Source organism: Phaeovulum sp. W22_SRMD_FR3 (assembly GCF_052113705.1).
Classification (GTDB): domain Bacteria; phylum Pseudomonadota; class Alphaproteobacteria; order Rhodobacterales; family Rhodobacteraceae; genus JBGQOG01.
The window spans coordinates 1-20,566 of the sequence record NZ_JBGQOG010000013.1; the positions used below are offsets into that span (position 1 = coordinate 1).

Annotated in this window: 18 protein-coding genes; 15 read left to right on the top strand and 3 right to left on the bottom strand. The window is 64.1% G+C overall.

Annotation, left to right across the window (positions count from 1 at the left end; genetic code table 11):
- Positions 1-312: 312 nt before the first annotated feature.
- From rpsD to ACEN2S_RS15455, 4 genes are all read left to right on the top strand, one after another.
- On the top strand, positions 313-933 hold the full coding sequence (gene rpsD, locus ACEN2S_RS15440) for a 30S ribosomal protein S4 (protein WP_441867464.1): 621 nt from the start codon (positions 313-315) through the stop codon (positions 931-933).
- 203 nt (positions 934-1,136) lie between these two features.
- A complete protein-coding gene (gene hisC, locus ACEN2S_RS15445) occupies positions 1,137-2,228 on the top strand; it encodes a histidinol-phosphate transaminase (RefSeq protein ID WP_441867467.1) in 1,092 nt (363 codons plus the stop codon).
- Between the two features lie 4 nt (positions 2,229-2,232).
- Entirely contained in the window at positions 2,233-3,186 is a 954-nt protein-coding gene (locus tag ACEN2S_RS15450; protein WP_441867470.1) for a prephenate/arogenate dehydrogenase family protein, read from the top strand.
- On the top strand, positions 3,183-4,283 hold the full coding sequence (locus ACEN2S_RS15455) for an extensin family protein (protein ID WP_441867473.1): 1,101 nt from the start codon (positions 3,183-3,185) through the stop codon (positions 4,281-4,283). The genes ACEN2S_RS15450 and ACEN2S_RS15455 overlap by 4 nt, the downstream gene beginning before the upstream one ends.
- Positions 4,284-4,332: 49 nt before the next feature.
- On the opposite strand, the gene ACEN2S_RS15460 is transcribed toward ACEN2S_RS15455, so the two are convergent.
- A complete protein-coding gene (locus ACEN2S_RS15460; protein ID WP_441867476.1) occupies positions 4,333-5,361 on the bottom strand; it encodes a DUF2125 domain-containing protein in 1,029 nt (342 codons plus the stop codon).
- 43 nt (positions 5,362-5,404) lie between these two features.
- On the opposite strand from ACEN2S_RS15460, the gene ACEN2S_RS15465 reads away from it, so the two are divergent.
- The 3 genes from ACEN2S_RS15465 (at position 5,405) to ACEN2S_RS15475 (ending at position 8,696) form a co-directional block, all read left to right on the top strand.
- Positions 5,405-5,959 (top strand): gamma-glutamylcyclotransferase, encoded by a 555-nt coding sequence (locus tag ACEN2S_RS15465; protein ID WP_441867479.1) that lies wholly within the window; start codon positions 5,405-5,407, stop codon positions 5,957-5,959.
- A 65-nt stretch (positions 5,960-6,024) separates the two neighbouring features.
- Positions 6,025-7,176, top strand: coding sequence for a biopolymer transporter ExbB (locus ACEN2S_RS15470; protein WP_441867481.1), 1,152 nt, complete (start codon positions 6,025-6,027; stop codon positions 7,174-7,176).
- Positions 7,176-8,696, top strand: a complete 1,521-nt coding sequence (locus ACEN2S_RS15475) for a peptidoglycan -binding protein (RefSeq protein WP_441867484.1) — start codon at positions 7,176-7,178, stop codon at positions 8,694-8,696. Before ACEN2S_RS15470 ends, ACEN2S_RS15475 begins: the two co-directional genes overlap by 1 nt.
- A 203-nt stretch (positions 8,697-8,899) precedes the next feature.
- On the opposite strand, the gene clpA is transcribed toward ACEN2S_RS15475, so the two are convergent.
- Positions 8,900-11,215 (bottom strand): ATP-dependent Clp protease ATP-binding subunit ClpA, encoded by a 2,316-nt coding sequence (clpA, locus tag ACEN2S_RS15480; protein ID WP_441867487.1) that lies wholly within the window; start codon positions 11,213-11,215, stop codon positions 8,900-8,902.
- A 172-nt stretch (positions 11,216-11,387) separates the two neighbouring features.
- The gene (gloB, locus tag ACEN2S_RS15485) at positions 11,388-12,155 is read right to left on the bottom strand and encodes a hydroxyacylglutathione hydrolase (protein ID WP_441867490.1); all 768 of its coding nucleotides are present in this window, start codon (positions 12,153-12,155) and stop codon (positions 11,388-11,390) included.
- Between the two features lie 64 nt (positions 12,156-12,219).
- Between gloB and ACEN2S_RS15490 the strand changes: the two genes are divergently transcribed.
- From ACEN2S_RS15490 to ACEN2S_RS15525, 8 genes are all read left to right on the top strand, one after another.
- Complete coding sequence (locus tag ACEN2S_RS15490) at positions 12,220-13,068, top strand: class I SAM-dependent methyltransferase (RefSeq protein ID WP_441867493.1); 849 nt, start codon at positions 12,220-12,222, stop codon at positions 13,066-13,068.
- A gap of 421 nt (positions 13,069-13,489) precedes the next feature.
- Positions 13,490-14,050 (top strand): F0F1 ATP synthase subunit delta, encoded by a 561-nt coding sequence (locus ACEN2S_RS15495; RefSeq protein WP_441867496.1) that lies wholly within the window; start codon positions 13,490-13,492, stop codon positions 14,048-14,050.
- Complete coding sequence (atpA, locus tag ACEN2S_RS15500; RefSeq protein WP_441867499.1) at positions 14,050-15,579, top strand: F0F1 ATP synthase subunit alpha; 1,530 nt, start codon at positions 14,050-14,052, stop codon at positions 15,577-15,579. The genes ACEN2S_RS15495 and atpA overlap by 1 nt, the downstream gene beginning before the upstream one ends.
- Before the next feature lie 23 nt (positions 15,580-15,602).
- Positions 15,603-16,475: a F0F1 ATP synthase subunit gamma gene (locus ACEN2S_RS15505; RefSeq protein WP_441867501.1), complete on the top strand. Its 873-nt coding sequence runs from the start codon at positions 15,603-15,605 to the stop codon at positions 16,473-16,475.
- An 18-nt stretch (positions 16,476-16,493) separates the two neighbouring features.
- Entirely contained in the window at positions 16,494-17,918 is a 1,425-nt protein-coding gene (gene atpD / locus ACEN2S_RS15510) for a F0F1 ATP synthase subunit beta (protein WP_441867503.1), read from the top strand.
- 10 nt (positions 17,919-17,928) lie between these two features.
- Positions 17,929-18,354 (top strand): F0F1 ATP synthase subunit epsilon, encoded by a 426-nt coding sequence (locus ACEN2S_RS15515; RefSeq protein ID WP_441867505.1) that lies wholly within the window; start codon positions 17,929-17,931, stop codon positions 18,352-18,354.
- A gap of 156 nt (positions 18,355-18,510) precedes the next feature.
- The gene (locus ACEN2S_RS15520; RefSeq protein WP_441867507.1) at positions 18,511-18,861 is read left to right on the top strand and encodes an H-type lectin domain-containing protein; all 351 of its coding nucleotides are present in this window, start codon (positions 18,511-18,513) and stop codon (positions 18,859-18,861) included.
- Positions 18,862-19,486: 625 nt separating this feature from the next.
- A complete protein-coding gene (locus ACEN2S_RS15525; protein WP_441867509.1) occupies positions 19,487-20,458 on the top strand; it encodes a Hint domain-containing protein in 972 nt (323 codons plus the stop codon).
- Positions 20,459-20,566: the final 108 nt, after the last annotated feature.

Consider the following 20,566-nt stretch of genomic DNA (forward strand, 5'->3'; position numbering starts at 1 on the left):
GTCGGTTCGGGAAAAAGGTTGGGGGGTGGGGGGGGGGGGTTGGGGGTGGTTTTTTTTTGGGGTTGCTGGTGTGGGGGGGGGGGGGGTGGGCTGTGGTGGGGCCCCTCCCCCCCCACCCCCGGGATATTTCTGACAAAGCAAGGGCAGGGGCGGTGCTTGTGCGGTTGACAGTGCGCGCCGCCCCTGTATAAGCCCGCCATCCGGGTCCTTTGGGGCCCGGTTTTCATTGGTGTTGGTGGACTTCGCAAGAAGAACCCTGTCGGGCCTCGGCCAAAGGACAACGCCCTTCGAAACTTAAGAAGGAGATCAGAGATGACCAAACGGACCTCTGCCAAGTATAAAATTGACCGCCGCATGGGCGAAAACATCTGGGGCCGCGCCAAATCCCCGGTGAACAAGCGTGAATACGGCCCCGGCCAGCACGGTCAGCGCCGCAAGAACAAGCTGTCGGACTTCGGTACCCAGCTGCGCGCCAAGCAAAAACTCAAAGGCTACTACGGCGACCTGACCGAAAAGCAATTCCGCCGCATCTATGGCGAAGCTGAGCGCGTCAAGGGCGACACCGGTGAGAACCTGGTGGGTCTGCTCGAGCGCCGTCTGGACGCCATCGTCTACCGTGCGAAATTCGTGCCGACCGTGTTCGCTGCCCGTCAGTTCGTGAACCACGGCCACGTGACCGTGAACGGTCAGCGCGTGAACATTGCCTCCTACCGCGTCAAGGAAGGCGACGTGATCGCCGTTCGCGACCGGTCGAAGCAACTGGCGATCGTGCTGGAATCGGTCTCGCTGACCGAGCGCGACGTTCCGGACTATCTGGAAGTCGACCATTCGAAAATGACCGCCACCTTCGTGCGCACCCCCTCGCTGGCCGACGTTCCGTACCCGGTCGTGATGGAACCGAACCTGGTCGTCGAATATTACGCGAAAAACTGATCCTTCGCGGATATTGGAATTCAGGGAAGGGCTGCGCCGCAAGGTGCGGCCCTTTTCTTTTGTCCCGGGCCGTAGCTCCGCGGTGGCTGTGGCGCTTTGGCGCCAACGCGGCGTGAAGGCGGGGTGGCGGGGCAAAATCGGCAACAAGTCGCTGGCGTCGCGCCCGGTGCAGGGCTAAAAGGCGCCAATTGGGAGAGTGATCCATGACCGAACATATCCGTCCGCAGCCCGGAATTCTCGACATCGCCCTTTATGAGGGTGGGGCAGCGCATGTGGCAGGGGTCTCGGACGCGGTGAAACTGTCGTCGAACGAGAATCCGCACGGGCCTTCTGACAAGGCGCGCGAGGCCTTTTCGCGGGCGGTTCACAAGCTGCACCGCTATCCCAATACCGACCACGCCGCTTTGCGCGAAGCCATTGGCGACATGCACAAGCTGGACCCTGCGCGCATCATCTGCGGGGTGGGGTCGGACGAGATCATCCACTTCCTCTGCCAGGCCTATGCCGGGCCGAAGGATGAGGTTTTGTTCACCGAACACGGCTTTCTGATGTACCGGATTTCGGCGATGGCGGCGGGGGCGACCCCGGTCGCCGTGGCCGAGCGCGAGCGCACCACCGATGTCGATGCGCTGCTGGCGGCCGCCAACAAGCGCACCAAGGTGGTGTTTCTGGCCAATCCGAACAACCCGACCGGCACGATGATCGGTCTGGCCGAGCTGGAGCGTCTGGCCACGGGCCTGCCGAAACAGGCAATTCTGGTGATCGATTCCGCCTATTCGGAATATGTTGAAGGCTATGACGGCGGGGCCGAACTGGCCACGCGTCTGCCGAATGTGTTCATGACGCGCACCTTCTCCAAGATCTATGGTCTGGGCGGGTTGCGCATCGGCTGGGGCTATGGCCCGAAACACATCATCGATGTGCTGAACCGCATCCGGGGGCCCTTCAACCTCTCGACCGCGCAGCTGGAAACGGCCGAGGCGGCGGTGCGTGACGTCGAATATCTGGACAAATGCCGCAGCGAGAATGCCCGCATGCGCAGCTGGCTGGCCGAGGCTTTGGCCGAGCGCGGTGTGCCCTCGGACACGTCCTGCGCCAATTTCATCCTCGCGCGCTTTGCCGATGAGGCCGAGGCGATTGCCTGCGACCTGCATCTGCAGGGCGAGGGGCTGATCGTGCGGCGGGTGGCGGGATATGGCCTGCCGAACTGTCTGCGCATCACCGTGGGCGATGAGCCCTCTTGCCGCCGCGTGGCGCATGTGATCGGCTTGTTCAAAGCGCAATACAAGGCCTGATCCCATGGCGGTTATCTACAATCGCGTGGCCCTGATCGGTCTCGGGCTGATCGCTTCTTCCATGGCGCATGCCATGCGCTGGAAGGGGTTGGCGGGCGAGATCGTCGGCCATGCGCAATCCGAAGCCAGCCGGGCGACGGCGCTGGAAATCGGCATTTGTGACCGGGTCTTTGCCACGGCGGCCGAGGCGGTGCAGGGCGCCGACCTTGTCGTGCTCTGTGTGCCGGTGGGCGCGATGGAGGCGATTGCCAGTGAGATCGCGCCGCATCTGGCGCCGGGGGCCACGGTCACCGATGTGGGTTCGGTCAAGCAGGCGGTGATTGATGCAGTGGCGCCGCATATCCCGGCGGGCGTGCATTTCATCCCGGGCCACCCCTTGGCGGGGACCGAGCATTCCGGCCCGCGCTCAGGCTTTGCGACGCTGTTTGTCAACCGCTGGTGGCTCCTGACCCCGATGCCCGAGGGCGATGAGGCCGCGACCGCGCGGCTGCGGTCGCTGCTCGAAGGGATGGGGGCCAATGTCGATCTGATGGATGCGCCGCACCATGATCTGGTGCTGGCCGTCGTGTCGCACACGCCACATCTCATTGCCTATACGATGGTCGGCGTCGCCGATCACCTGCGCCGCGTCTCGCAATCCGAAGTCATCAAATATTCCGCCTCGGGGTTCCGCGATTTCACCCGGATTGCCGCCTCTGACCCGGTGATGTGGCGCGATGTTTTCCTGACCAACCGTGAGGCGACGCTGGATATTCTCGGCCGCTTCACCGAGGAACTCTTTGTGTTGCAGCGTGCCATCCGCATGGGCGACGGGCCGCAGTTGCAGGAGTATTTCACCCGCACGCGCGCCATCCGCCGGGGCATCATCGAGGCGGGGCAGGATACGGCGGCGGCCGATTTTGGCCGGGGCACACCGCCGCCGCCTGCCGCCGATGCGTCTGTGGATCCCAAAGCATGATGCGGCGGCGCGCCTTGCTCGCCTCGGTCGCCCTTGCGGGGGCGCAGGGCTGGGGCAGGGGGGCAGCCGTTGTTCTGCTCGCGTTGCTGCCGCTTGGTGCATTGGCTGCCGGGCTGGAGCAGTCGCCGCGCCCGCAGCCGCGTCCCGCAAGCGAAACTGCGGCCAGTACCAGTGCGGCGGTGCTGACCGTGCCCGCATCGGCGCTGTCGCTGCCCGAAACGCCGGGCGGGGTTCAGGTTTCGCTGGCCCCCGCGGATGCCCGCCGCCCGGCGCCGCGCCCCGATGATCTCGTGCAACCCGCCGTGGCCGCGCCGGATGGCGCGCTGGCGGTCAGCGCACGTCCGGTGGCCCGGCCTGTCCTGAACCCTGAGATGACCGTGGTGGCCCCCGACACCGACCATATGGCGGCCGCCGCGCCCGCGCAAACAGCTCCGGCGCCCAAACGTGGCGGCTTGGCAAGCCTGTTCCGCGCGCCCGCCAAGCCGGGGGCGGCGGCGCGGTCCGCGCCCTCGGGCGAAGCGGTGGATCCGATTGATACCGCCGCCGTGGGCGCCATGGTGGCGCGGCCGGGGCAGACCCGGGGTCAGCTCTGCGGCATCGCCGGGCTGGAAGGCGCGCCGATCCCGCCGATCCCGGGGGCGGCAAAGGGCTGTGGTCTGGCCGATGGGGTGCAGGTCACCCGCGTCTCGGGCATTCCGCTCTCGATCCCGGTGCAGGTGGATTGCACGACCGCGATCGCGTTGAAAACATGGGTGGACAAGGGGATTGTCCCCTCGGTTGGCAAGACCGGCGGTGGATTGGCGCGGCTGGAAATCGCGGGCTCTTATGCCTGCCGTCCGCGCAACCATCAGTCGGGGGCCAAGATCTCGGAGCATGGCCGGGGACATGCGGTCGATCTGCGGGGCATCAAGCTGAATGATGGCCGGGTGATTGATGTGGCCTCTGGCTGGCGCAGTCAGGCCAAGCTGATGCAGGCCATTCACCGCACTGCCTGCGGCCCCTTTGGCACCGTGCTCGGCCCGAAATCGGATGCGTTCCACAAGGATCACATCCATGTCGATACGGCCAGCTACCGCAGCGGCAATTACTGCCGCTGAGCGCTGCGGGACCAAGGCGGCGGCCTGATCGCCAGCCGCCGCGCACCCGTCAGATCGGCTGTTGCAGCACCGGCGCCATGCCCAGCGGGATCGGCCCCAGCGACATCCGCCCGCCCTGGAACACCAGCGGCAAGGTCACCGATTCCTGCCCTTTCGCCAGCATCGCCAGCATGCCTTCGCCCATCTGCGCCACATTCGGCGGCAGGATCCTGGCGGCCACGGACATCGCGAGGAGCTGTTTCCAGCCGGTCACCGTCACCTCAACCGTGCCTTCGGGCTGCCCGGTGGCGGTCACCGTCAATGCGCCCTTGGCCTCCAGCGTGATGTCGCCCCAGCCAAGCGACAGCGCCCGCAGATCCAGCGTCATCAGGCGCGGCTGTGACACCGCCACTTGATTGTCGAGCACCCGGTCGAGGCCGACCCGCGCATCCAGCCGCGCCCATTGCACGATGTCCGACCCCGTGTCAGAGCGGGTGCCACTGGGATCGGCGGCGGGCATGCTGCCCTGCAGCCGCGCGGTCAGCGCCTCGGGCAGCGAGAGGTCGAGGATCTCCACCCCCAGCTGATAGCTCGGATACCCCGCCGCATCGGCATCGGTTTCCTTGATCGCGGCGCGGGCCTCGCGGGCCTCCATCTGCCCCTCATTACCGCCGATGCGGGGGGCCTCGATCACCAGCACCGCTTCATCCAGCGGCAGGCCAGAGCGGGGCTTGACCTTGAGGCTCGCGCGCATGTCGTCGTTTTTCACGGCGTAATCATGGCCCGCGATGCGCAAGGATTGCTCGGGCGACCACCAGCCGATCAGGTGATGCGGCGTGTAGCTGAGCGACATCAGCTGAAACAGATCCGCCCGCCATTCGATGACGCCATTCGGGCTGCGCAAAACCGGCTTGTCGAAGGTCAGGTCAAAACGGGCGGGATAGCCCTCCATCGTGACGCCTGCCGCATCAAATTGGCCGGTGCTGCGGCCTTCGGCCACCAGCGCCTCGGCCCAGTTCAGCGCGGCGCGGGAGCCGACCCACCACCATCCGCTGCCGCCAATGATCAACACCAGCGTTATCGCCCAAAGTTTGCGCATGTGGGATCTTTCCTTTGCTGCCCGCGCCTGTTTACACAGGGGCATGGACAAGAACCAGCCTCTGCCCGCCCCGCTTTGGATCTTCGGCTATGGATCGCTGATCTGGCACCCCGGTTTTACCCCCGCCCGGCAAGAGCTTGCCGTTCTGCAGGGCTGGCACCGCTCATTCTGCATGCGCTCCATCCACCATCGCGGCACTGAGGCCGCGCCGGGCCTCGTGCTGGCGCTGGATGCGCAGGCGGGGGCGCGCTGCGCGGGCGTCGCCTTTCAGGTGGCACCGGGCGAAGAACCTGCGGTGATGGCCGAATTGCGCGCGCGTGAGCTGGTCAGTTCCGCCTATCTCGAGGTGGTGCTGCCGGTCACGCTCGCCTCGGGCGCGGTGGTGCAGGCGGTGACCTATGTGATCGACCCAGACCATGTGCAATATTGCGGCGGCCTGCCGTTGGATGAACAGGCGCAGATCATTGCCGCCGCCGTGGGCGGGCGTGGGCCCAACGCGGAATATCTGTTCAACACGGCGCAGCATCTGGCCGAGCTGGGCCTGCCCGATGCCGAACTTGCGGCGCTGGCGTCACAGGTGCGCGCGCTGATTTCTTAAGGCTTGGCAGCACCGGGTGTGCCGCCTATCCTCGCGGAAAATCGGTGGAAAAAGGCAGGGACAGGATGCGGGCGCCGTTGCGGCAGACAGAACCACAGTTTTCGCAACCGGTGCGTCAGGTCACCCTGATGCTGCTGGTGATCGGTCTGGTGGCGATGGGCGGGTATTTCACCTATGCCCGTATTTTTCCGATCTTTCTGGCCAGCCCGCTGCTCAACGGGTTGATCCTGTCGGTTTTCGTCCTGGGGATTCTGGCCTGTTTCTGGCAGGTCGTGCAGCTGGTGCAATCGGTCAGCTGGATCGAGAGTTTTGCCACCGACCGCCCCGGCCGCCCGATGCACAAGGCGCCCTTGCTGCTGGCGCCGCTGGCGGCGCTGCTCGGCAGCCGCGACGTGCAGCGCGGCATCGCCAATTCCTCGGCCCGCTCGATCCTGGAATCGGTGGCGACGCGGATTGACGAGGCGCGCGACATCACCCGCTATCTGGCCAGCCTGCTGATTTTCCTCGGGCTTCTGGGCACCTTCTACGGCCTTGCCACCACCGTGCCCGCCGTGGTCGAAACCATCCGCGCCCTCGCTCCGCAAGAGGGCGAGACGGCGATGGCAATCTTTGAAAAGCTGATGACGGGGCTGGAGAAACAGCTGGGCGGCATGGGCACGGCGTTTTCCTCCTCGCTCCTTGGCCTCACCGGCTCGCTGGTGATCGGGCTGTTGGAGCTGTTTGCCACGCATGGTCAGAACCGGTTCTACCGCGAGCTGGAAGAGTGGATTTCCTCGATCAGCCGTATCGGTCTGGCAGGCGACAGCGGCGATGGCGCGGGCAACAATGACGCGCTGATCGTCAGCGTGCTAGACCAGATCGCCGGGCAGATGGAGGCGATGCAGGAGGTTGCGATGCAGGCCGATGCCGGGCGCATCGCGCTGGATGAGCGGCTGGCGGCGCTGACTGAGGCGGTGAATGCCATGGCCGCGCGCAATGCCGCGCAGGATGACAGCTCGGCGATGGACCGGATCGCCGCCTCGCTGGAGGCGCGCAGCGCGGGTCTGGTGGACGACGGCGAGGCGCGGATGCGCCTGCGCTCGATCGACGTTCAGCTTTTGCGGCTTTTGGAAGAGGTGGCGGCGGGGCGTCAGGAAAGCATGGCAGAATTGCGCAATGATTTCGCAGCCTTGACCCGTGCGATCCTGTCGAACCGTGGCGGGCGGGGCGAGCACTGATGGCCCTGTCGCGCCGCTCCAATCCGCAGCGCTTCTCGGCCATGATCTGGCCGGGCTTCGTGGATGCGATGACCTCGCTCTTGCTGATCCTGATGTTCGTGCTGACGATTTTCATGGTGGTGCAATCGGTCCTGCGCGACACGATCACCTCGCAGGATACGGAATTGGACGCGCTGAGCACGCAGGTGTCGGATCTGTCCAGCGCGCTCTCGCTCGAGACGGCGAAGACGGCAGAGCTGAACACCGCCCTGCAAGGCGCGCGCGACAAGGCCGATACCCAGGCCTCGCTGATCGCCACGCTGACCGGGCAGATCGCCACGCAGAATGACGCGCTGAATGCCGCCCAGCTGAAGATCACCGATTACGAAGCGCAGGTGGCCAACCTCTTGGCGGGCAAGGAACAGGCCGAGACGCAGCTGGCTGAGGCACAGGGCACGATCACCGCGCAGGATGAGGCGGCGAAGCTGGCCACCGCGCGGCGCGAGGCGCTGGAGGCGCTGCTGGAGGAATTGCGGCAGGGCAAGGCGGATACGGAAACCAAACTCTCGGAGGCCGAAACTGCGCATCTGGCCGATGCGGCCGCGCTGGCGGCGCTGCGCGACAAGCTGAAAGGGGCGGAGGATGAGATCACCGCCATGACGCTGTCGCTCGAGGCCAGCCGCAAGAAGGCCGAAGACACGCTGACCCTGCTGGCGGCGGCCGAGGCCGCTAAGAAGCAGCTGGAAGCGGGCAAAGGCGACGAGATGAGCCGTGCCGAGAAAGAGGCAGCTCTGCGCGCGGTGGCCGAACAGACCTTGGCCAGCGAAAAGGCGGCCTCTGCCGAGGCGCAGCGCAAGGTGGCCCTGCTGAACGAGCAGGTCACGGCATTGCGCGGGCAGCTGTCGGCGCTGCAGGCGGTGCTGGATGAAAGTGCGGCCAAAGATGCGGCAGCCAAGGTGCAGGTGGAAAACCTGGGCGGGCAGCTGAACGCGGCGCTGGCGCAGGTGGCGGCCGAACAGCGCCGTCGGGCGGAACTCGAGGAACAGGAACGCAAGCGGCTGGAAGAGGAAGCCAAGGATCTGACGCGCTACCGCTCGGAATTTTTTGGCAAGCTCTCCAAACTGCTCGAGGGCCGCGAAGGGGTACGGGTGGTCGGTGACCGCTTCGTCTTCTCCTCCGAAGTGCTGTTCCAGCCGGGCTCGGCAGAGCTCTTGCCCGAGGGGAGGGCACAGATCGCGCAGGTGGTGGCGACGCTGACCGGCCTCTCGCGCGAGATCCCGCCGGAGATCGACTGGATCCTGCGGGTGGATGGCCATACCGACAATGTGCCGCTCTCTGGCAATGGGCTCTATGCGGATAACTGGGAGCTGAGCCAGGCCCGGGCCCTTTCGGTGGTGCGCTACATGCAAAACCAGCTGGGCTTTCCGCCGGAGCGGATGGCGGCAACCGGCTTTGGTGAATACCGCCCGGTGGCGACCGGGGACAGCGCGGATGCCCGGGCGCAGAACCGCCGCATCGAGCTGAAGCTGACCGAGCGCTGAGGCCGGCGGCGAAAAGGGGGGCTCTGCCCCCCGCCTGCGGCTCCCCCCGGGATATTTAGGATCAGGCAAAGGGGAAAGACTGCCCCATCCCTTTGCCTGATCTTAAATATCCCCGCCGGAGGCTTCCGCATTTGTCGCATCTGTCCGGGTATGAAAAAGGGCGCCCCGCGGGACGCCCTTGATTTTTTTCTGTGAGGCGTTGCTCAGCCAGCGGTCAGCAGCGGCGGTTTGGTGCCGGTGATGCGGGCCTTTTGCGGCTCTTCCACGATGAGCTCGATCGCGTCATCCTTGACCGTAACCTTCACCACGCCGCCTTTGGTCAGGCGGCCAAAGAGCAGTTCTTCCGCCAGCGGTTTCTTGATGTGCTCCTGGATCACGCGGCCCAGCGGACGCGCGCCCATCTTGTCGTCGTAACCCTTCTCACCGAGCCAGGCGGCGGCTTCCGGGGTCAGTTCGATATGCACATTGCGGTCGATCAGCTGCGCTTCGAGTTGCAGCACGAATTTGTCGACCACCTGCAGGATCACCTCACGCGGCAGCGGCGCAAAGCTGACCACCGCGTCGAGACGGTTGCGGAACTCCGGGGTGAAGGTCCGCTCGATCGCGGCAGTGTCTTCGCCCGTGCGGCGGTCGCGGCCAAAACCGATGGCCTCTTTCGCCTGTTCCGAGGCCCCGGCATTCGAGGTCATGATCAGGATCACATTGCGGAAATCCACCGTCCGGCCGTTATGGTCGGTGAGTTTGCCGTGGTCCATCACCTGCAGCAGGATGTTGTAGACATCCGGATGCGCCTTTTCCATCTCGTCAAGCAGAAGCACGCAATGCGGGTGCTGGTCGACGCCATCGGTCAGCATGCCGCCCTGGTCAAAGCCGACATAGCCCGGAGGCGCGCCGATCAGCCGGGAAACCGCGTGTTTCTCCATGTATTCCGACATGTCAAAGCGCAGCATCTCAACGCCCAAGGTGTTGGCGAGCTGTTTGGCCACTTCGGTCTTGCCCACCCCGGTCGGCCCGGCGAAGAGGTAGTTGCCGATGGGTTTTTCCGGCTCGCGCAGACCTGCCCGCGCCAGTTTGATCGCCGAGGACAGTGCCTCGATGGCTTTGTCCTGGCCGAAGACCACGCGCTTGAGCGATTTTTCCAGATCGCGCAGCACTTCGGCATCGTCCTTGGTGACGTTTTTCGGCGGGATCCGCGCGATTTTCGCCACCACGGCTTCGATCTCCTTGGCGCCCAGCGTCTTGCGGCGTTTGCTTTCGGAAACCAGATGCTGCGCGGCACCCGCTTCGTCGATCACGTCGATCGCCTTGTCGGGCAGTTTGCGGTCATGGATGAAGCGCGCCGACAATTCGACCGCCGCCTTGATCGCATCATTGGTGTAGCGCAGATCGTGGTGCTTTTCGAAATAGGGCTTCAGCCCCATCAGGATCTTGATGGAATCCGCCACATTCGGCTCGTTCACGTCGATCTTCTGGAAGCGGCGGGCAAGGGCCCGGTCTTTTTCGAAATGCTGCCGGAACTCTTTATAGGTGGTCGAACCCATGCAGCGCAGCTTGCCGCCCGCCAGCGCCGGTTTCAGCAGGTTGGAGGCATCCATGGCGCCGCCCGAGGTGGCACCGGCACCGATGACGGTGTGGATCTCGTCGATGAAGAGGATGGCGTCCGGATGGTCCTCCAGCTCCTTCATCACCTGTTTCAGCCGTTCCTCAAAATCACCGCGGTAGCGGGTGCCCGCCAGAAGCGCGCCCATGTCGAGCGAGTAGATGGTGGCCTTTTTCAGCACATCCGGGGTCTCGCCACGGGTGATCTTCAGCGCGAGGCCCTCGGCAATCGCGGTTTTGCCCACGCCCGGGTCACCCACCAGAAGCGGGTTGTTCTTGCGGCGGCGGCAGAGGACCTGAATGCAGCGCTCCACTTCGGACTCGCGGCCGATCAGCGGGTCGACATCACCCTTTTTCGATTTGTCGTTCAGATCGACGCAGTATTTCGACAGCGCGGATTCCTTGGCCTCGCCCGGAGGGGCTTCGGCCTTGTGCTCTTCTTCGGCGCCGATCACCGGGCGCGGCTCGCCAAAGCTGGGGTCTTTCGCCACGCCATGCGCGATGAAATTCACCGCGTCATAGCGGGTCATGTCCTGCTCTTGCAGGAAATAGGCGGCGTTGCTCTCGCGTTCGGCAAAGATCGCGACCAGCACATTGGCCCCGGTCACCTCGGTGCGGCCCGAAGACTGCACATGGATCGCGGCCCGCTGGATCACCCGCTGGAAGGCGGCGGTGGGGACGGCTTCGGAGCCCTCCACATCGGTGATCAGCGTCGAGAGGTCATCGTCGATGAACTCGGTCAGGGTCTTGCGCAGCTCGTCCAGATCGACGGAGCAGGCCCGCATCACCTTGGCCGCCTCGGGTTCATCCACGAGCGCCAGCAGCAAATGCTCCAGCGTGGCAAGTTCATGGCGTCGTGCGTTGGCAAGCGCCAGCGCACCATGGATGGCTTGTTCGAGAGTGGTTGAAAACGACGGCACGGTGGTGCTCCTTTCCTTGGACCGGAGGGCGGGCGGATGCCCACGATCAGCTTGGCCCAATATGGTTAAACTTCGGTGGAAATCGCGCCGCTTCAAGTCCTTTCTCAAAGATTTTGGGTGCGAAGGTCCTCAAAGCCCAAAATGTGATCGGCAAAACACGTCGGATGCCTCTTCAGAATCGATCTTTCAATGCGCGGAGGGCGGCAAAGACCGCCAGCGGCTCTGCGTCGGGCAGACCGGCGGCGCGGGAAAGGGCCGGATCAGCGGCCCGCAAAAAGGGGTTGGTGGCGCGTTCAAGCGCGAGGGGAACCGGAACGGTGGGGGTGTTTGCGGCGCGGGCGGCATTCACATCTCCGAACCGCGATATAAGGGCGGGATTGTCCGGTTCAAGATGCAGGGCAAAGCGGCCGTTTGAGGTGGTGTATTCATGCCCCGAACAGATCAGGGTCTCCTCGGGCAGCGCGGCCAGTTTTTGCAGGCTCTCCCACATCTGGGCGGGCGTGCCCTCGAACAGGCGGCCGCAGCCCCAGGACATCAGGCTGTCGCCGGTAAACACCATATGGCTGTGCGGCAGGTGAAAGGCGATATGACCGACCGTATGGCCGGGCACGTCGATCACCTCGAAATTCTCGGTGCCGAATTGTACCATGTCGCCCTCGGTCACCGCTTCGGTCAGGGGCGGCAGGCGGTGCGCATCGGCCCGGGCGCCGACGACGCGGGCGCCGGTGGCCGCAACCAATGCCTCTACCCCGCCGATATGGTCGTCGTGGTGGTGGGTCAGCAGGATATGCGTCAGCTTCCAGCCGCGCTCGGCGAGGGCGGTCAGGATGGGGGCCGCCTCGGGGACATCCACCACGGCGGTGGCATCTGTCGCGGTGTCATGGATGAGATAGGCATAGTTATCGTTCAGGCAGGGGACGACGACGAGATCCGCGGGCATGGTATTTGGCTCCGATATCCGTATGGTAGGGGCCGAGTTTTGCCCAAACCCGGGGAGGGGCGCAATGCATCTTGATGTTCTGGACCTGCGCAACTTCTATTACCGCACGCAGCTGGGCCGGGCGGCGCAGCGTGCCATCCGCGACCGGGTGGTGCAACTGTGGCCCGCCACCCCCTCACGGATGGCCGGGCAGACCGTGCTGGGCTATGGATTTGCCGTGCCGTTGCTGCGTCCCTATCTGGCGGATTCGCGCCGGGTCATCGCGCTGATGCCGGGGCAACAGGGGGTGATGCCCTGGCCCGCGGGGATGCCCAATGTCTCGGTGCTCTGCGATGAGATCTCCTGGCCGATCGAGACGGGCATGGTGGACCGGCTGATCGTGCTGCACGGGCTGGAGACCTCGGAACATCCCACGGCGCTTCTGGAGGAATGCTGGCGGGTGCTGGGGCCGGGCGGAAGGGCGCTGTTCATCGTGCCGAACCGCGCGGGTCTCTGGGCGCGGCGCGAGGGGACGCCCTTTGCCTTTGGCCGTCCCTATACACTCAGCCAGCTCGACAGTCAGGTGCGCAACGCGGGCTTTGTGCCCGAGGGCCATGCGGCGGCCCTCTATACCCCGCCCTCGGACCGGCGTTTCTGGCTGCGCTCCGCCCCGATGTGGGAGCGGATGGGGCAGCGGTTGCCCGCGCTGCTGGCCGCCGGGGTGGTGATGCTGGAAGTGTCGAAACAGGTGCATGCGCCCCGGCGGCCGGGGCTGCGTGCTGCAGTGCGGCGACCGCTGGCGGTGCTGGAGGGCGCCACCCAGCCGCAGGCCGCGCCGGCGGGGCTGTTGTCCGGGCCGAACGCGACGGCGGTTTCGGCCAAAGGGGCGCCGCGCCACAGCCTGATACCGCTACCACCTTTCCCTGTGAAATAAGACCGTTTCGGGCCTTTCGCGGCGTCAGACGGCGCGGCGACCTGCGGGCGGCTAAGGGCGGGCGATGTGCGCGCAGGGGGGGGGCGGGCAGGGGGCCGGCACCCCCGGATTGGTGCGGAAATGATTCCGTGCCGCGGGCGCCGGACAGCGGCGACAGGGGGGTGCCAAAGCGGGCAATCGGGCCGGTTTTCCGCCAAATTGCCTGTTGACGCGGCGGCGCAGCAAATCAGGGCCGCTCCCGAGACGATTCTGCGGCAGAATGACCCGCAGATCTTCACATTCTGTTGTGCAAGGCGGTTGCGGGGTAAACAGGGCTCTGCTACACGAACCCCGAATTGAGACGTGCGGGGTCCCTCGCACGCCATGGGGAGCCTCTATCCTGTCACCAGATGGGAGGGGGCAAGTTATCGGAAGGGTTGACGTGTCCGAACCAGCTTCGATTTCCGCAGCCATCGCCGGGCGCTATGCCTCGGCCGTGTTCGAGCTTTCGCAAGAAGCCGGCGGTTTTGCCGCCCTTGAAAGCGATATTGCTGCACTGGCCGCTGCATTGGCCACCAGCGCTGATCTGCGTGACCTGATCTCTTCGCCGCTCTACGCACGCGAAGCGCAGGCCAATGCGATGGCCGCCGTTGTGGCGCAGATGGGCTTGTCCCCGCTGATGGCCAACACGCTGGCGCTGATGGCCGGCAAACGCCGTCTGTTCGTGCTGCCGCAACTGCTGTCGGCGCTGAACGCGCTGATCGCGGAAGCCAAAGGCGAAGTCACCGCTGATGTGACCGCCGCAGAAGTTCTTTCTCCGGCGCAGGCCGACAAACTTGCCGCGGCCCTCTCGGCCAAAACCGGCAAGATCGTGAAACTGAACCTGTCCGTTGATGAGTCCCTCATCGGCGGCCTGATCGTCAAGCTGGGCTCGAAGATGATCGACACCTCGGTCGCCTCGAAGCTCGCTTCCCTCCAGACTGCCATGAAAGAGGTCGGATAATGGGCATCCAAGCAGCTGAGATCTCTGCGATCCTCAAGGACCAGATCAAAAACTTCGGTCACGCCACCGAAGTCGCCGAAATCGGCCGTGTGCTGAGCGTCGGTGACGGTATTGCGCGTGTGCACGGGCTCGACAACATCCAAGCGGGTGAAATGGTCGAATTCCCGGGCGGCATCCGCGGCATGGCGCTGAACCTTGAAGTCGACAACGTCGGTATCGTTATTTTCGGTGCTGACCGCGACATCAAGGAAGGCGACGTCGTCAAGCGGACCCAGTCGATCGTGGACGTTCCGGTGGGCGAAGGCCTGCTGGGCCGCGTTGTGGACGGTCTGGGCAACCCGATCGACGGCAAAGGCCCGATCATGTACGCCGAGCGTCGCGTTGCGGACTCGAAAGCCCCGGGCATCATCCCGCGGAAATCGGTTCACGAACCGATGGCAACCGGCCTGAAATCGGTTGACGCGATGATCCCGGTCGGCCGTGGCCAGCGCGAGCTGATCATTGGTGACCGTCAGACCGGCAAGACCGCAATCGCGCTCGACACCATTCTGAACCAGAAGTCGTACAACGAGGCGAACCCCGCCGCGATGATGCACTGCTTCTATGTCGCCGTGGGTCAAAAGCGTTCGACCGTGGCACAGCTGGTGAAGAAACTGGAAGAAACCGGCGCGATGGCTTACACCACCGTGATCGCCGCCACCGCTTCCGACCCGGCACCGATGCAGTTCCTGGCCCCCTATTCGGGCACCGCGATGGCGGAATATTTCCGCGACAGCGGCCGCCACGCGCTGATCATCTATGATGATCTGTCGAAACAGGCCGTGTCCTATCGCCAGATGTCGCTCTTGCTGCGCCGCCCGCCGGGCCGTGAAGCCTATCCGGGCGACGTGTTCTACCTGCACTCGCGTCTCCTCGAGCGTTCGTCGAAACTGAACGAAGATTTCGGTTCGGGCTCGCTGACCGCACTGCCGATCATCGAAACCCAGGCGGGTGACGTGTCGGCCTATATCCCGACCAACGTGATCTCGATCACCGACGGCCAGATCTTCCTGGAAACCGAACTGTTCTACCAGGGCGTTCGTCCGGCCGTGAACACCGGTCTGTCGGTGTCGCGCGTGGGCTCCTCGGCGCAGACCAATGCGATGAAATCCGTCGCAGGTCCGGTGAAACTGGAACTGGCACAGTACCGCGAAATGGCGGCCTTTGCGCAGTTCGGTTCGGACCTCGACGCTTCGACGCAGAAACTGCTGAACCGTGGCGCACGCCTGACGGAACTGATGAAGCAGCCGCAATACGCCCCGCTGACCAACGCGGAAATCGTTTGCGTCATCTTCGCAGGTACCAAAGGCTACCTCGACTCGGTGCCGGTGAAAGAAGTCGGCCGCTGGGAAGCTGGCCTGCTCGCTCACCTGCGGACCAACTGTGCCGACCTTCTGAACTGGATCACCACTGAAGATCCGAAGATCAAGGGCGCCGCTGAGGACCGTATCAAGGCTGCAATCGCAGATTTCGCCAAGACCTTCGCGTAAGCGGCAGGTGAAAGGACAGGGATATGCCCAGCCTTAAGGACCTGAAAAACCGGATCGCCAGCGTTAAGAACACGCGGAAGATCACCAAGGCGATGCAAATGGTCGCGGCTGCAAAATTGCGCCGCGCCCAGGATGCCGCCGAGGCTGCCCGGCCCTATGCCGAGCGGATGAATGCAGTGATGGCAGGGTTGGCGGCTTCGGTCGGCGGCTCGGATGGCGCGCCCCGGCTTCTGGCCGGGACGGGCTCTGACCAGATCCAGCTTCTGGTTGTACTGACCTCTGAGCGCGGCCTGTGCGGCGGCTTCAACTCCACCATCGTGCGGCTGGCCCGTGCGCGGGCGCAGGCGTTGCTGGCGGCAGGCAAGACGGTGAAAATTCTCACCGTCGGCAAAAAGGGGCGTGATCAGCTGAAGCGCGATCTGGGCGCGTATTTCGTGGGCCATGTCGACCTCTCCGAGGTCAAGCGCATGGGCTATGACACGGCGCAGGCAATCGCCCGCGACGTGTTGGGACGGTTTGAAGCAGGCGAGTTCGACGTGGCGACCCTGTTCTACAACCGCTTCCAGTCGGTGATCAGCCAGATCCCGACCGCGCATCAGGTGATCCCCGCGCAGTTTGACACCGATGGGGCGCAGGCCTCGGCGTTGTACGACTACGAACCGTCGGAAGAGGCCATTCTGGCCGACCTTCTGCCGCGGGGTGTGGCGACGCAGATCTTTGCGGCGCTGCTGGAGAACGGTGCCTCTGAACAGGGTGCCCGGATGTCGGCGATGGACAATGCCACCCGCAACGCGGGCGACATGATCAACAAGCTGACGATCCAGTACAACCGCTCGCGTCAGGCCGCGATCACCAAAGAGCTCATCGAAATCATTTCGGGCGCCGAGGCGCTCTGATCGAGACGGAGAAACGTAATGACCCAAGCAATTGGCAAAGTGACGCAAGTCATCGGCGCCGTTGTCGACGTCCAGTTCGAGGATAGCCTCCCGGCCATTCTCAACGCGCTGGTCACCGAGAACAACGGCAAGAAACTGGTGCTGGAAGTTGCCCAGCACCTCGGCGAAAACACCGTGCGGACCATCGCGATGGACGGTACCGAGGGTATGGTGCGCGGCGCTCGCGTCGAAGACACCGGCGCGCCGATCTCGATCCCGGTGGGCAACGCGACCCTCGGCCGTATCCTCAACGTCATCGGCGAGCCGGTGGACGAGCGTGGGCCGGTCAACGCGACCGAAACCCGTGCGATCCACCAACCGGCCCCGGACTTTGCGGATCAGTCGACCGAGAGCGTCGTGCTCGTCACCGGCATCAAGGTCATCGACCTGCTGGCTCCCTATGCAAAGGGCGGTAAAATTGGTCTGTTCGGCGGCGCCGGCGTGGGCAAAACCGTTCTGATCATGGAACTGATCAACAACATCGCCAAAGTGCACTCGGGTTTCTCCGTGTTCGCCGGTGTTGGTGAGCGGACCCGTGAAGGCAACGACCTTTACCACGAGATGATCGAGTCGGGCGTTATCAACCTCGACAACATGGAAGAGTCGAAAGTGGCTCTGGTGTACGGTCAGATGAACGAGCCGCCGGGAGCGCGTATGCGCGTGGCGCTGTCGGGTCTGACCCTGGCCGAGCAGTTCCGCGATCAGTCGGGCACCGACGTTCTGTTCTTCGTCGACAACATCTTCCGCTTTACCCAAGCGGGTTCGGAAGTGTCGGCGCTTCTGGGTCGTATCCCGTCGGCCGTGGGCTATCAGCCGACGCTGGCGACCGACATGGGCGCGCTGCAAGAACGCATCACCTCGACCAAGCGTGGCTCGATCACCTCGGTGCAGGCGATTTACGTGCCGGCCGATGACTTGACCGACCCTGCGCCGGCCACCTCGTTCGCCCACCTCGACGCGACCACCAACCTTAACCGGGCCATCTCGGAACTCGGGATCTATCCGGCGGTTGACCCGCTCGACTCGACCTCGCGTCTGATGGACCCGATGATCGTGGGCCAAGAGCACTATGACGTTGCCCGTTCGGTGCAAGGTATCCTGCAGCGCTACAAATCGCTGCAAGACATCATCGCCATCCTCGGGATGGACGAGCTGTCGGAAGAGGACAAGCTGACCGTGGCCCGCGCCCGGAAAATCCAGCGTTTCCTCTCGCAGCCGTTCGACGTGGCGAAAGTGTTCACCGGTGCCGACGGCAAACAGGTGCCGCTGGAAGACACGATCAAGTCGTTCAAAGCGGTTGTGGCCGGCGAATACGACCACCTTCCCGAAGCGGCCTTCTACATGGTTGGCGGCATCGACGAAGTGATCGCCAAGGCACAGCGCCTGGCTGCAGACGCAGCGTAAGGGGGCAGGAATGGCCAATACGATGCAGTTCGACCTCGTCTCCCCTGAACGGAAGCTCGCTTCTGTTCAGGCCACCGAGGTGATGATTCCGGGCGCCGATGGCGATATGACCGCGATGCCGGGCCACGCGCCGACGATCACGACGCTGCGTCCGGGCATTCTGGCCGTGGTGACAGCTGAGGGCATCACCGAATATGCGGTGACCGGGGGTTTTGCCGAGATCGGTCCCGAGGGCGTCACCGTCCTCGCCGAGCGCGGCCATCCGGTGGATGAAATGACCCAGAAGGTCTATTCGCAAATGCTCGCGGATGCCCATGCGGCGCATAAGGGCGCGGCATCGGATATGGTGGATGCCACTGCCAAACTCTTGGCGGATATGGTGGCGATCGGGACCCATATCGGTCTGGATCACGACCACGCCAATTTCATCGAGTAAGCGGCGCTTCATCGCATGCTGTCAAAGCCCCGGAGAGATCCGGGGCTTTTCTTTTGCGACAGAGAGATGTCATCCCGGCCCTTTGCCCGCACGCGGCCCTTTTTTCTGGCACCGTCTCGGTTTACACCTGAGTGGAGACAGGGGGGAGCACAGAGCATGCTGCGTATGGATGGCTACACGATGGGAATTGATCGTGGTTCTCTCGTGCTGTTCTCGGATTATCAGGACGGCGGCGTGATGTGGACCGGCGACGGACCGCGCGAATTGCGGCGTCTGGTCGAGTTTTCCGCCCCCTACAAGGTGCCGCCGGTGGTGCAAGTCTCGCTGTCGATGTGGGATCTGGATCAGAAACACAACGGCCGGATGGATATTTCCTCCGATATGATCACCACCGAAGGCTTTATCATTGTGTTCCGCACCTGGGGCGACACCCGTGTGGCGCGTGTGCGGGCGGATTGGTTGTCGATGGGCCCGGTGGGGCATGACGACGACTGGGACGTGCACTAGCGCCAGGCGCAGACCGCGCCGGAGGGGACCTTGCCCGCAAGCATGTTTCTGCCCTTCTGGCGCCCGCTGGGGGCCCAGGGGTGCTTTGGTGTCCGGCGGCAGCGGACTGGCCCCGAGGGCGCTTCTGCCCTGGTCTCACCGCGGTCTTCGCGTCGCGACATCGGTTGCCGCCCCGTGCGGGCCAACGGCCCCGGCCTATCAATGATGTGGCCCTGCGGCAGATGACGAATCGGGGGTCTGGCGATCATCAACTCGACAGTTCGGAGCCCGGCCGGCCGGGGGCAATCCGAGCGCTTCTGCCGATCGTGCCAATTTTTTAGGCATGAATCCGCGCAGAACCGGAATTTTTCTTTCGAAATTTAGCGACCTTACGCAGCCCCGCACCGGGGCGGACCACGCCGTCGGGGATTTAACAACCCTAGGATGTAAAATGCTGAAATCTTTATAAATTATCAATTTGATCGCAATTTGAGGCAAGGTGAATTTACCCATGCAACCTGGGGATGTGCCAGTCTTCACCGGGAGAGCGGGTGTTAAGACCTTATTAAGACTATTGACGAGGTGCCCCCAAATGCCACCCTCAACCTAAGCGCGAAAGTATGGTTGGCTATCAGAAGGTGTGGGCATGGATACGACAGTTCAGACGCGGGTCTACAATGGGGCATTGTTGACGACGAATTTGTTGGCCTCGCAGCAAACGATCGTGTTGGGAAGCTTCGGTGCCGTGAATTCCGGCGTGACGCTGACCGATGACAATGCCAAGGCCACGGTCGGGGAGACGATCGCGCTGAATGGATCCGACTATGTTGTTGTGGGCTCGGGCACGGCCCAGCCCGGCGTCAATCTCCTGGGGCTGACCGTGCCGCTTGGCACCGCCAAAGATATGATTCTGGTGCAAAGTGTCACCACCGGGCAGCTGACGTTCATCTTTCCGGATGGCTTGCCAAGCGCCACCGGCATGATCGCGCTGGTGATCGACGTGGATCCCATCGGCTATGATCTGGTCGACAAGGCACCGCTGTGCTTCGCCGCCGGAACCCGCATCCTGACCGAAAAGGGCTACCGCAGCGTGGAGGAGCTGGTGCCGGGGGATCTGCTGATGGATGCGGAGGGCGGAATGGTGCCTCTGCTCTGGAAGGGCACTCTGGAGCAGCCGCTGGTCTGGGAGCGTCATCAGCGGCACCGGCCGATCGAGATTGCGGCCGATACCTTTGGCCGCGGCCTGCCGGAGCGCCCGCTGCGTCTGTCGCCGCAACATCGGGTCAGCATCCGCCATCCGCGTTTCCGCGATGAATTCGGGTCTGAAACGGTGTTGGTGCCGGTGAAATACCTGCTGAACGGCGAATGCATCACCGAAGTGAGCGGCCTGACCGGCATCACCTATCATCACCTTCTGTGTGCGCGCCATTGCTTGCTGGTGGCCGAAGGAATGCCCGCTGAATCGCTCTTGCAAGGGCCGATGGCGGTGGAGGCCATGTCGAAGATGCCAGATGTTCCGCTGCGCCGGTTCTCCACCGTGCCCTGTTTGCCGGTGCTGAAGCGCCGCGATCTGCGGCAGGTTGGCTACCACTTTGAGCCCGCGCAGGTCCCCGCCTGAACCTGTCATCGCATCGGGTTCTGCCATAGGGTGCTGCAACACCCTACCGTCCCGATGGTGGTGACACGACTGAGCGGCATTGATCGCCGCTCCGCTCCGCCCTCGGGC